The organism is Nocardia sp. CA-135953 (assembly GCF_050955735.1).
Lineage (GTDB): Bacteria > Actinomycetota > Actinomycetes > Mycobacteriales > Mycobacteriaceae > Nocardia.
On the sequence record NZ_CP192082.1, the window covers coordinates 5,271,703 to 5,283,586 of the forward strand.

Sequence of the window (11,884 nt, forward strand, 5' to 3'; positions counted from 1 at the left end):
CGCGCTGGCCACATATGGCGTGGCCAGGCGCTATTCGGGGGGAACGACCCGGTGGTGTCAGATCAGCTCGAGCGCGGGGAAATGCGCTGCGAGTCGACTACCACCGGATAGAAATTCCGCTGAGCACAACCGGTGCCGACACTCGTGCGCCTCGCTAACGTTCTCAGGTCGGACCCTGTTGCGGAGGAGTGCGCGATGACCACCGAGTCGACCATCGACATCAATACCCCACTGCACCCGCTCGACGACCCGGTGCGAGCATCGCTGCGCGGTGAGCACCGCCGCTTCGCCAGTTGGGTGGGCCGCATCGGCCGCTACGACCCGGAGGTCGCCAGGTTCATCGGTCATCCACCGGTGCTGGACGAGCAGGATTGGGCCGATCTGGCCACCCTGCTCGGACCGGGTGGCAGCACCGCACTGCGTGGCAACGGCCATGTGCCGCCGGACGACTGGACCGTGCTGAACGAACTCGGTTCGGTGCAAATGGACGGCACCGCGCTTCGCGTCACCCACGATCCGGAACTCGAGGTACTCACCGCCGCCGATGTGCCGGAGATCCTGCAGCTGATCGCCCGCACCGAGCCGGGCCCGTATGCGCCTCGGACCATCGAGATGGGCACCTACCTGGGGATTCGGGTGCACGGCAGGCTGGTGGCAATGGCGGGCGAGCGCCTGCACCCGCCGGGCTGGACCGAGATCAGCGCGGTGTGCACCGACGCCGAATTCCGCGGCCGCGGCTTCGCCTCTCGGCTGACCCGTGCGGTCGGCGCGAGGATCCGGGCGCGCGGCGAGACACCGTTCCTGCACGCCGTCGCCCACAATGCGACGGCGATCAGTCTGTACGAGACGCTGGGATTCACCCTGCGCAAGCGTTCGTTGTTGACGATCGTGCAGGCGCCATCGTCTACCGGGTCAGCATCTACGCCGAACTAGCCGCCGACATCACTCCGTGCGGCTCGGGTAGCGCAGGAAGTTCCAGCATGCCCCCGGACACCTGTCGCGCCGATGTCCCTCGAATCCGGCCAGGCCGCCGATCTCGAGTCCACGCCGCACTCGGCCTCGCCTTCGGTCCGCAAGATGGTCGGTGGCAGTCCCGATGCGACGTTGCCCGCGAGGTCGCGCTACGGCAGCAACCGCGGCTCCTGGAAACCACCGCGCGGAGTGGTCGACGCCACGCATGAGCCGACCGTTCAGCACGACTTCGCCCTCGGTCGGCCCGTCCAACCCGGCGATGACCCGCAGCAGTGTCGATTTCCCGCTGCCGGACGGACCGACCAGCGCGATCACCTCACCCGGCGCGATCTGCAATTCGATGTCGCGCAGGACGGTATAGGGCGCCGAAACAGCGGCCGAGGACGCGCAATGCGACCCCGGCGGCACGACCGGCAGTGGGTGACACGTCGACTATTGAGCGGCAGCGAATCCGCCGCGGAGATCGGCGAGGATATCGTCGATTCCCTCGATGCCGACCGCGAGACGGACCAGGCCCGGGGTGACACCCGCCGCCAACTGCTCTTCCGGAGTCAGCTGGGAATGCGTGGTCGAGGCCGGATGGATCACCAGCGAACGCACATCGCCGATATTGGCGACGTGGCTGTGCAGCGTGAGCGCCTCGACGAAACGCTTACCCGCATCGACCCCACCGGCCAATTCGAAGCCGATCACCGCGCCGACGCCCTTGGGCGCGAGGGTGCGGCCGCGCTCGTACCACTGGGAGGACGGCAGCCCGGCGTAGGACACCGAGGTCACCTCCGGACGGGCCGCGAGAAAGTCCGCCACCGCCTTCGCGTTCTGCACATGCCGTTCGATCCGCAGACTCAGCGTCTCCAGACCCTGGCTGATCAGGAAGGCGTTGAACGGCGAGACAGCCGAGCCGAGATCGCGCAGCAGTTGCACCCTGGCCTTGAGGGCATAGGCGGGAGCGCCGAGGTCGGCGTACACCACACCGTGGTAGCTCGGGTCCGGCGTGGTGAAACCGGGGAACCGGCCGCTGGTCCAATCGAAGGTGCCGCCGTCGACAATGACGCCCGCGATGGCCGCACCGTGGCCACCCAGATACTTGGTCGCCGAATGCACCACGATATCGGCGCCGTGGGCGAGCGGCTGGATCAGATACGGCGTCGCGACGGTATTGTCGAGGATCAGCGGAACGCCTGCGGCATGGGCGATTTCGGCGATGCCGGGAATGTCGAAGATGTGGTTCTGCGGGTTGGAGATCGTTTCGCCGTACAGCGCCTTGGTATTCGGCCGGATCGCCGCGTGCCACTGGTCCAGATCGTCCGGATCGTCGACGAAGCTGACCTCGATGCCCAGTTTGGGCAGCGAGTACCGGAACAGGTTGTAGGTGCCGCCGTAGAGCCGCGGACTGGACACGATGTGATCGCCCGCACCGGCGATATTCAGGATCGCGAAGGTCTCCGCGGCCTGTCCGGATGCCAGCAGCAGCGCCGCGACACCGCCCTCCAGCGCCGCGATCCGCTGTTCCACGGCATCCTGGGTCGGGTTCATGATGCGGGTGTAGATATTGCCCGGCTCGGCGAGACCGAACAGCGCCGCAGCGTGCGCGGTATCCCGGAACGTGTAGGAAGTGGTCTGGTAGATCGGCAGCGCGCGGGCATTGGTCGTACCGTCCGGCACCTGTCCGACATGGATCTGCTTGGTTTCGAAGCTCCAGTCGGCGCTCGGGTCGGCCTGGGTCTGGTCGCTGGTGGTCACATCAACGGATACTAAGAAGAGCCGGGCGCGGCGTCGAGAATTACATTCAGCCGGAACCGAATCCGGGCCGCAGGCAGCGCCCTATGCGGTCACGGTTCGTCACGGGGTGCTACCCGATCAGGCGCGCAGACCGGTCGGATAGGCGTGAGCTGCGGTTATGACACATATGACGGGTTCGATCGGCCTACCCTGGGAAGTGGATTCACGAGACCGAAGGGAAGGCGAAATGAACCGCGGAGGTGACCCATTCGCCCACACCGAACAGACAGCGCGAATCTGGCTCGACACCGTTATGGAGTGCCTGGGGACCAGTGATCGCCGTTATGCGTACCGCGTGCTCCGCGCGTGGTTGCATACGGTGCGTGACCGTCTGACGGTGGATGCGGCAGCGCATCTCGGCGCGCAGCTCCCGGAGCTGTTGCGCGGCATTTACTACGAGGGCTGGCGTCCGAGCGACGTTCCGAAACGCTACGACCGATCCGAATTCGTCCAGCTGTTCGCCGCGGAGGCCACGATCTCCGATGGCGATGTGCCATTTACGGTGACCTGTTTGAGCGCGGCGCTGCGGGACCGGTTCTCCCCGGGCACGCTGGAGCACGCCCTCGAACAACTGCCACCCGCACTGCGCGAGCTCCTGTTGTCCCCCGGAACGGCCCCACCCAAGACGGCCGGGCACCGTACGGCCGACCGGTTGGATCGACTGGAACGGTCGGTCGAGTCACTCTCGGATACGCTCGCGCGCATCGATCAGCGGCTGGCCGGTATGTCATCGGATCAGACCGGTAAATACGAGGCCGTCTATTAGCCACGGTTTAACAGATAGTCCAGCGGTAACCCGCACATTGACGCTGCTCGGCGAGTACGAGATCAGCGTGAACCTCTCCGATTCCGAGGCAGCTTCCGAACCATCGATCGACCGGAGGAAACTATGGCGAATCCCACCAGCCAGCGATCCGACGTGCAACGGACGCCGGCCCGCGCGGACCTGCACAGTGCCGCGTTCACCGACCACGCGACGATTCCGGACCGCTACTCCTATGACGGCGGAAACGTTGTCCCGCCGCTCGAGTGGAGTGGCATCCCCGACGACGCCGAAGAACTCGTCCTATTGTGTGAGGACGAGGACGCACCGGGCGGCCCTTTCACCCACTGGCTGATGACCGGCATCGCGCCGAATGCGACCAGTGTCCGGGCGGACGCACCGCCGCCCATGGCCGTCGTGGGCCCCAATGACTTCGGCGAAATCGGCTGGAGCGGTCCGCGACCGCCGGCCGGCGACCAGCCACACCGGTACTTCTTCCGCCTCTACGCCCTGGACCAAAAGCCCGGATTCACCAAGGAAACCACGGCCGACGTGGTCCGCTCCGCCATCACGGACCACGTCATCGCGAGCGGCACCCTGGTCGGCCTCTTCGCCGCCTGATCCACCCGGACCGCGCATTCTTACGCCCCGATCGCCTCGGCGCGCAGGCGCGACTAGTCCTCGCGCGACAGCGGGGTGGCCGAGGGCTGCCGCGCGCCCCCGACTCCCCCAAACCTCGGCTGGCCATCACGCTGAAAGAGCGATCGGTCAGCCGACGTCGCGGCGCAGCCAGGTCACCTCGGCGCCGGATTCGGTGCCGTAGCGGTAGATCTCGAGGTCTTCGTCCCACGGAGTGCCGAGAGCGCGGTCGAGTTCGGTTGCCAGGTCATAGCCGGTGTAGTTGCCGAGTTCATTGTTGGCCTGCAGCATGGCGCGCAGACGCATTTCGCCGATGGTGACATCGCCGTTGGCGGAGGTGGAGCCGCGCCAGAGACCGAGGGTGGGCACGAAGCTGTAGCGCTCACCGTCGACGCCGTCACTGGGGTCCTCGGTGACCTCGAAGCGCAGAACCGGCCAGGAACGCAAGGATTGGGCAATTCGGGATGCGGTCCCGACCGGACCGATCCAGTCGGTGGTCGCACGCAGCTGTCCGTCGGCGGGTTGTGCGGTCCAGCGCAATTTCGCGGGTGAGCTGAGCGCCGAGGTGAGTGCCCATTCGATATGTGGGCACAGCGCAGCCGGCGATGAGTGGATATAGACCACACCCGCCGCCGCGTCCGCGAACTGACTCGATGCGCGCACCACTGACACCTCCAGCTTCGACGAGAAACGTCTTCCCCAACGATCCGTCGTACTGGCGTTGCCCGAGTGTACTGGAGTGCCCCGAGTTACACATGTTACTTCGGAGGCGTGTCCGACCTGTTACTTCGCAACCGAGTTCCGGGCGAGGATCACCTCGGCGATCACCGCATCGGAAAAGACGGGCCATGCCTCCCGAGCCCAGTCGCCGAAATTCTCGTCGCTCAAAGCGATACTCGCCACCCCTGATTCGGGATCGACCCACAGAAATGTGCCGGACTGCCCGAAATGGCCATAGGTACCTGCGGAATTCGATCCGCCGGTCCAGTGCGGCGATTTCCCGTCGCGAATCTCGAATCCGAGTCCCCAGTCGTTGGGACGCTGCGATCCGTAACCCGGCAGCACACCGTTGAGTCCGGGAAACGCGACCGTGGTCGCCTCGGTGTGGGTCTGCGCCGAAATCAGCTGGGGATCCAGCAGTTCCGCACCGAAGCGCACCAGATCCGCCGCAGTGGACCGGCCCGCGTGTCCGGCCGGACCGGCCAGCACGGACGCCGTCATGCCGAGTGGCTCGAATACCGCCTCACGCAAGTACTCCGGGAACGCGATCCCGGTCTGCTCCGCGACGAAGGCCGCGAGAATTTCGAATCCCGCGCTGGAGTAGATGCGCCGCGTCCCGGGCGCGGCAATCACCTCGGTGGTATCGAAGGCGATGCCGGAAGTGTGCGCGAGCAGATGCCGGACGGTAGCTCCCGGCGGACCAGCGGGTTGATCGAGTTCGATCGCGCCCTCCTCCACCGCGACGAGCACCGCGTAGGCGACCAGCGGCTTGGTCACCGAGGCGAGCGGGAATATGCGCTCGGTATCACCTGCCGTCTGCGCACCGTCGCGGGTGACGACGCCCGCCGCCGCATGCCGAACGGGCCAGTCCTTGATCTGCTCGAATGCACGCACGAAATGAGCGTACGAGACGCCCGTTCCCGGCGTGTCCGCACCGTCTGCATGGGAAAGTCGGTACCGCCGGTACCATCAACCGATCATGAGCGAACCCACCATCCACGGCGATGTCGCGGCCGGTTTCGGCCCCGTTGCCGACGCCTTCCGCCGCAACTTCACCCGGCACGGCGAAATCGGTGCTGCCGTGGCCGTTTACGCGGGCGATCGCCCGGTGGTCGACCTGTGGGCAGGTCATCGTGACCGCCGCCGGACCCTGCCGTGGGAGCGCGACACGATCGTGCCGGTCTTCTCCTCGACGAAGGGTATGGCCGCATTCGTTGTCGCCACGATGGTGTCGAAGGGGCTGCTGGACTACGAGGAACCGGTCGCGAACTACTGGCCGGAGTTCGCCGCGCAGGGCAAGGGCACGGTCACGGTGCGTCAGCTGATCGACCATCAGGCCGGACTTTCCGGACTCGACACCGTGGTGCGGCTGCGGCAGATCGCCGATCTCGACGGTCTCGCAACGATTCTCGCGGCGCAGCGGCCCGCGTGGCGGCCGGGCACGCGACACGGCTATCACGCCATCACCCTGGGCCTTTATCAAGGCGAACTCGTGCGCCGCGCCGATCCGGAACATCGCACACTCGGACGGATCTTCGCCGAGGAAATCGCGAAACCGCTCGACCTGGACTTCTTCATCGGCCTGCCCGCCGAACAGAGCATGGAAAGGATCGCCACCCTGGCCGCCACCGAGGGTGTGGACATCCTGCGCTACGAGCGCGATATTCCGGTGCGCATCGGCGCGGAGATCTTCGCCAAGCGCGGACTTTCCCATGCGGCACTGACCAATCCGCGCATCGGCGCACCGGTGCGGGCGCGCAGGCGTGCACTGCTCGAGTTGGAGATGCCGGGTTCCAATGGCGTCGGCAATGCCAGGTCGCTGGCCAAGACGTACGGCGCGGCGGCGGGGCGCACCGGTGCGCTGCCGATCGAGGATACGGTGCTCGATCGGCTCGCCGCCGCGGCCGCCGACGATGTGCCCGCCGATGATCTGGTGCTGCACACCAAGTCTCGCTATCACCTGGGCTTCCGCAAATCCCGCGGCTCGTTCAGCTTCGGCTCGGATAAACGCGCCTACGGCACCACGGGCCTCGGCGGCTCTTTCGGGTTCGCCGATCCGGCAACCGGTCTCGGCTTCGGCTACTCGATGAACCGCCTGGGCCTGGCCGTCCTCGACGACGTCCGCAGCCGCAACCTCCGCAACGCCCTACTCCGCTGCCCCGTCTGACCGAGATTTCCGCTGGGCAAGCCGGTTCGTCGCGGCCAGGCTCGCCGAGCGGTGACCCGGCGATTTACCAGTCGGCCTCGGTGTACTTGATGATGCCGCGAATGTTCTTGCCGTCCAACATGTCCTGGTAGCCCTCGTTGATCTGCTCCAGGGCGTACTGACGGGTCACCATATCGTCGAGGTTCAGCTGGCCCGACTTGTACAGCGACAACAGGTGCGGCGCGTCCTGGCGGGCGTTGCCACCGCCGAAGATGCAGCCCTTGACGGTCTTCTGCAGCATCGACAGCAGGAAGCTGTTCAGTTTGACGTCGTTCTCGTCCATGCGGCCCATGGAGGTGACGACCAGGGTGCCGGCCTTGGCGGTGAGAATGAGGCCCTCTTCGATGTATTCGCCGTGCATCTCACCCATGGTCAGGATGACCTTCTGCGCCATCCGGCCCTCGGTGGCCTCCATCAGCGGCATGATCGCGGCGGCCATGCTCTCGTAGGTGTGCGTCGCGCCGAACTTCTGCGCCTGCTCGCGCTTCCACGGATTCGGGTCGATGGCAACGACTTTGGACGCACCGGAGAGCACAGCGCCCTGCAGCGCGCTCATGCCGACACCGCCGATACCCGCGATCACCACCGTCTCGCCGGGCGCGACCTGGGCGACGTGGGTGGAAGAGCCGAAGCCGGTGGGGACGCCGCAGCCGACGAGGCAGGCGACCTCGAACGGAATGTTCGGGTCGATCTTGACCACCGAGGTGTGGTGCACCGTCATATACGGCGCGAAGGTGCCCAGCAGGCACATCGGGATGACATTCTCACCGCGCGCCTGGATGCGGTAGGTGCCGTCGCTGATCGCCTGACCCATCAGCAGGCCCGCGCCCAGATCGCACAGCGCCATATTGCCGCTCACACACGCCGGACAGCGACCGCAGGCCGGAATGAACGACAGGATCACGTGATCGCCGACCTGCAGATCGGCGGGGCAGTTCGGCCCGAGCTTGGTGATCACGCCCGCGCCCTCGTGGCCGCCCATAACCGGGAATGCGGGCATCGGCGTCGCGCCGGTCACGATGTGGTGGTCCGAGTGGCACATACCGGCGGTTTCCATCCGGATCTGTACCTCACCGGATACCGGATCGCCGACCTCGATCTCCTCGACCGACCACTGCTGGTCGGTCCCCCACAGGATCGCGCCTTTCGTCTTCATTCGTGTCGACCTCTCGCATGCACGGGCTTCTATGTGACTGCACCCACAGTACGAGAAAACTGTAACGCGTTCTAGTACTCGACCGAAAATTCGTCGACACGGATTGACACAACCCAGCCAGCTATCGGCAAGATCCCGACAGCCGCCGTTCACTCCATCAGACGATGCGCCCGCTCGAAGAGCTCGAGTGTGATGGCGTGCAGGAAGTCACCGACCTGCTTCGGCGCCTTGCCCGCGAATGCGCGAGCATGCGTGCCCTCCAGCACAATTCCCAGCTTGAAGCAGGCGAGCACGGTGTACCAGGTGACATTGCTCAGGTCGCGATCGGAGAACTTGCCGTAGTGCTCGATCATCTCCTCCGGCGTCGGCAGACCGCCGACCGCACCGAGCTTGCCGATCAACGCCGCGCCCGTGGTGCCGGGCTCCGGGCGGGTCGCGATCTGCCAGCCGAGGTCGAGCAGTGGGTCGCCGATGGTCGACATCTCCCAGTCGACCATCGCGGCCACCTCCGGGCCGTCGTAGGAGAACATCATGTTGGCCAGGTGGCAGTCGCCGTGCAAAATGCCGGGCGTCCACTGCGCGGGCCGATTCCGGTCCAGCCACTCCCCGACCTGTTGCACGCCGGGAATCGCGGGGCCCGGATACCCCGCATTCGCCGCATAGGACTCGAGTTCACCGAGCCAGCGCGGCACCTGACGTTCCAGGAAGCCGTCCGGTTTGCCGTAGTCCCGCAAGCCGAGCGACTGATAGTCGAGCGAGCCGAGGCGGGCGATGGCCTCCACCGCGGACAGGCCCATCTGCCGCCGGATCTCCGGATCACCCGCGTGCGGTTCCGGCAGTTCGTTCTGCGGGTTGAAGCCGGTAATGGGCTCCATCAGGTAGAACACCGCGCCGAGGACGGATTCGTCCGGGCAGGCGGCGATCACCTTCGGCGCGCGCACGCCGGTGCCGTCGAGCGCGCCGAGCAGCCGGGCCTCGCGACGGATGACGTCATTACTCTTGGCGCGCAGGTGTTTCGGGCCGCGGCGCAGCACGTAGTCCTGACCGCCGCGCGCGAAGCGCAGCATGATGTTCTGCGTGCCGCCGCCGAGCGCGGTCACTTCCTCGAACTCACCGGCAGGCAGACCCTGCTCGTCCATCCATTTACCGACGACGGCGAAGTCGACGGCTCCCCCGCCTTCCCGGACCTCTGGCCGATCGGTGAGCGCCCCACCAGTCGCGTCGCGGATCGGCGGTTCAGCGGGTTGCTCGGTTCTGGGCGTACCCGATGAGTTACCCATGTTCTCTCCAAATCAGTTGTCGCCTGAGAGCATGAATTTCAATAACCATCACGATCTCACCTCTGCGCCTCGCATCGGCCATAGTAGGGCCCAGTCACGCGCCGAACCTAACTGAAGGCACATGACAACAGTTTGCTTCGGCCGGCGCGGCGTAGGGTTCGGAGCACGATGCGCACGCTCTTGATCGACAATTACGACTCGTTCACCTACAACCTCTATCAGCTGATCAGCGAGGTGAACGGGGAAGAACCCACGGTCGTGCGCAATGACGGGGTGGACGATATCGCGCGGCTGCGGCTGGAGCGCTTCGACAATGTCGTCATCTCCCCCGGGCCGGGTCGCCCGGATGTCGGCCGAGATATCGGCATCTCGGCGACGGTGATCCGCGAGACCGAATTGCCGCTGCTCGGCGTCTGTCTCGGACATCAAGCCATCGTCGTCGTGGCGGGCGGCATCGTCACGACCGCGCCCACCGCGCGGCACGGCTATCTCGATCACATCGAGCACGACGGCGACGAACTCTTCGCCGGGCTGCCCGAGGGGTTCACCGCGGTGCGCTACCACTCGCTGTCCGCACAGCGGCCGTTGCCGGACAGCCTCGAGATCACCGCCGTCGCGGCCGATGGGGTGATCATGGGTGTGCGACACCGGAACAGACCGCAGTGGGGGGTGCAGTTCCATCCCGAGTCGATTGCCAGCGAGTACGGTGCGGCATTGCTCGGCAATTTCGCGAAACTTACTGCGGGCCGGCGGATTCGATCGAGCATCATCGCGCCGTTCGAGAATGCCGAGCCGCTGATGGGTAGACACGAGTTCCGCGAATCCCGGCGCTCCTGGCAGCTGCGGCACGCGGTGATCGAGCGGGCGATCGATACCGAGGCCGCGTTCCTCCGGCTATACGGCAACTCCCCCACCGCATTCTGGCTCGACAGCGAACATGTCGAACCTGGACTGGATCGGTTCTCCTTCCTCGGCGATGCGAGCGGACCACTGGCCGAAGTGATCCGCTACCGGGTCGGCGAGAGCAAGGTGACGGTCGAATCCTCGGACGGGAACCGGCGGACCGTACCAGGCGGAATTCTCGACTATCTCGCCGGGCAGCTACACCTCAGACATACCGAACTACCCGATCTGCCTTTCGATTTCGCGTGTGGTTACGTCGGATACCTGGGCTATGAGGTGAAGGCCGATTGCGGTGCGAATGCAGCGCATCGCGCCTCGACACCGGACGCACAGTGGATCTTCGCCGATCGGATCGTGGTCGTGGACCATGTCGGCGGGCGCACCCATCTGCTCGCACTCACCGATCCCACGCCGGAAGCCCTTCGGGCGGGCGCGGATTGGTTGCGCGATACCCGCGAGATCCTGGAATCCCTCCCGACGTGGGCGAATCCGCCGACACTCGAGGTGCGCTCGAATACCGCCGCCGTCGCACCGCTGTTCGCCCGCGGGCGCGAGCGGTATCTCGCCGATATCGCCGTCTGCCAGGAGCGGCTGCATGCGGGCGAATCCTACGAAATCTGCCTGACCGACACCGCATCCATGGCGGCCGCCGAAGCGGATGGACTCGACTTCTACCGCACACTGCGCCGCTGCAATCCCGCACCGTACGCGGCGTATCTGCGATTCGACGATCTCGAAATCGCCTGCTCCTCACCGGAACGCTTCCTGAAGGTGGACCGCGCCCGCACCGTGGAGAGCAGGCCGATCAAGGGCACCGCGCCGCGCGGGACCACGGCTGCCGAGGACGAGCGGCTGCGGCGCGAACTGGCCGACAGTCCGAAGACCAGGGCCGAAAACCTGATGATCGTCGACCTGTTGCGCAATGACCTGGGCCGCGTCTGCCAGGTCGGGAGTGTGCACGTGTCGAAATTGATGGCCACCGAGACGTATACGACCATGCACCAACTGGTTTCCACCGTGCGCGGCACGCTGCGGCCGAATGTCGATGTGATCGATTGTCTGCGTGCGTGTTTCCCGGGCGGATCGATGACCGGGGCGCCCAAGTTGCGGACCATGGAGATCATCGACGAGCTGGAAACCGAAGCGCGCGGTATCTATTCGGGCACCATCGGTTTCCTCGGTCTGGGGGGCACCGCCGACCTCAATATCGTCATCCGAACCGCGGTCCGCCACGACGGCCACTGGCGCATCGGGGCGGGCGGCGCCATCGTCCTCGACTCGGACCCGGACGACGAATACCGCGAAACCCTGCTCAAGGCCGCCGCCACCCACCGCGCCGCGCCCCACTGAGCCCGGTTATTTGCGGCGGCGGGTGCGCTTCGGGGGTGCGGGAGGCGCGGGAGGTTCGGCGGGTTTGCCGGTGAAACGACCGAGGAGACCGAGACCGGATAGCCCCGACGGCC

11 protein-coding genes are annotated in these 11,884 nt (G+C 66.0%); 5 read left to right on the forward strand and 6 right to left on the reverse strand.

Translation table 11 applies throughout. The annotated features are described in order from the left end of the window. Positions 1–195: 195 nt before the first annotated feature. The gene (locus ACQPXH_RS24210) at positions 196–933 is read left to right on the forward strand and encodes a GNAT family N-acetyltransferase (RefSeq protein ID WP_433598785.1); all 738 of its coding nucleotides are present in this window, start codon (positions 196–198) and stop codon (positions 931–933) included. A gap of 9 nt (positions 934–942) precedes the next feature. On the opposite strand, the gene ACQPXH_RS24215 is transcribed toward ACQPXH_RS24210, so the two are convergent. Together ACQPXH_RS24215 and ACQPXH_RS24220 are read right to left on the reverse strand one after the other, a co-directional pair. Next, positions 943–1,380: an ATP-binding cassette domain-containing protein gene (locus tag ACQPXH_RS24215; RefSeq protein ID WP_433598786.1), complete on the reverse strand. Its 438-nt coding sequence runs from the start codon at positions 1,378–1,380 to the stop codon at positions 943–945. 24 nt (positions 1,381–1,404) lie between these two features. Then, positions 1,405–2,715, reverse strand: coding sequence for a bifunctional o-acetylhomoserine/o-acetylserine sulfhydrylase (locus tag ACQPXH_RS24220; RefSeq protein WP_433598787.1), 1,311 nt, complete (start codon positions 2,713–2,715; stop codon positions 1,405–1,407). A gap of 226 nt (positions 2,716–2,941) precedes the next feature. On the opposite strand from ACQPXH_RS24220, the gene ACQPXH_RS24225 reads away from it, so the two are divergent. Together ACQPXH_RS24225 and ACQPXH_RS24230 are read left to right on the forward strand one after the other, a co-directional pair. Further along, on the forward strand, positions 2,942–3,520 hold the full coding sequence (locus tag ACQPXH_RS24225) for a DUF2267 domain-containing protein (protein ID WP_433598788.1): 579 nt from the start codon (positions 2,942–2,944) through the stop codon (positions 3,518–3,520). A gap of 123 nt (positions 3,521–3,643) precedes the next feature. After that, positions 3,644–4,138: a YbhB/YbcL family Raf kinase inhibitor-like protein gene (locus tag ACQPXH_RS24230; protein WP_433598789.1), complete on the forward strand. Its 495-nt coding sequence runs from the start codon at positions 3,644–3,646 to the stop codon at positions 4,136–4,138. 147 nt (positions 4,139–4,285) lie between these two features. On the opposite strand, the gene ACQPXH_RS24235 is transcribed toward ACQPXH_RS24230, so the two are convergent. Beyond that, entirely contained in the window at positions 4,286–4,819 is a 534-nt protein-coding gene (locus tag ACQPXH_RS24235) for a DUF3145 domain-containing protein (protein WP_433598790.1), read from the reverse strand. A 120-nt stretch (positions 4,820–4,939) separates the two neighbouring features. Continuing rightward, the gene (locus ACQPXH_RS24240; RefSeq protein WP_433598791.1) at positions 4,940–5,770 is read right to left on the reverse strand and encodes a serine hydrolase domain-containing protein; all 831 of its coding nucleotides are present in this window, start codon (positions 5,768–5,770) and stop codon (positions 4,940–4,942) included. 85 nt (positions 5,771–5,855) lie between these two features. On the opposite strand from ACQPXH_RS24240, the gene ACQPXH_RS24245 reads away from it, so the two are divergent. Further along, positions 5,856–7,043 carry a serine hydrolase domain-containing protein gene (locus ACQPXH_RS24245; RefSeq protein WP_433598792.1) on the forward strand — a complete coding sequence of 396 codons (1,188 nt, stop codon included), beginning with the start codon at positions 5,856–5,858 and terminating at the stop codon, positions 7,041–7,043. A gap of 64 nt (positions 7,044–7,107) precedes the next feature. On the opposite strand, the gene ACQPXH_RS24250 is transcribed toward ACQPXH_RS24245, so the two are convergent. Next, positions 7,108–8,238, reverse strand: a complete 1,131-nt coding sequence (locus ACQPXH_RS24250; RefSeq protein WP_433598793.1) for an NDMA-dependent alcohol dehydrogenase — start codon at positions 8,236–8,238, stop codon at positions 7,108–7,110. Between the two features lie 149 nt (positions 8,239–8,387). Next, positions 8,388–9,377: a phosphotransferase family protein gene (locus ACQPXH_RS24255; RefSeq protein ID WP_433603565.1), complete on the reverse strand. Its 990-nt coding sequence runs from the start codon at positions 9,375–9,377 to the stop codon at positions 8,388–8,390. A gap of 309 nt (positions 9,378–9,686) precedes the next feature. Between ACQPXH_RS24255 and pabB the strand changes: the two genes are divergently transcribed. Beyond that, positions 9,687–11,771, forward strand: a complete 2,085-nt coding sequence (gene pabB / locus ACQPXH_RS24260) for an aminodeoxychorismate synthase component I (RefSeq protein ID WP_433598794.1) — start codon at positions 9,687–9,689, stop codon at positions 11,769–11,771. The last annotated feature ends 113 nt before the right edge of the window (positions 11,772–11,884 follow it).

Excerpts from the sequence above, each read along its gene's own strand:
- ACQPXH_RS24210 (WP_433598785.1), top strand. The coding sequence starts at position 196 with ATGACCACCGAGTCGACCATCGACATCAATACCCCACTGCACCCGCTC.
- ACQPXH_RS24230 (WP_433598789.1), top strand. The coding sequence starts at position 3,644 with ATGGCGAATCCCACCAGCCAGCGATCCGACGTGCAACGGACGCCGGCC.
- ACQPXH_RS24250 (WP_433598793.1), bottom strand. The coding sequence starts at position 8,238 with ATGAAGACGAAAGGCGCGATCCTGTGGGGGACCGACCAGCAGTGGTCG.
- ACQPXH_RS24225 (WP_433598788.1), top strand. The coding sequence starts at position 2,942 with ATGAACCGCGGAGGTGACCCATTCGCCCACACCGAACAGACAGCGCGA.
- pabB (WP_433598794.1), top strand. The coding sequence starts at position 9,687 with ATGCGCACGCTCTTGATCGACAATTACGACTCGTTCACCTACAACCTC.
- ACQPXH_RS24245 (WP_433598792.1), top strand. The coding sequence starts at position 5,856 with ATGAGCGAACCCACCATCCACGGCGATGTCGCGGCCGGTTTCGGCCCC.
- ACQPXH_RS24255 (WP_433603565.1), bottom strand. The coding sequence starts at position 9,377 with ATGGACGAGCAGGGTCTGCCTGCCGGTGAGTTCGAGGAAGTGACCGCG.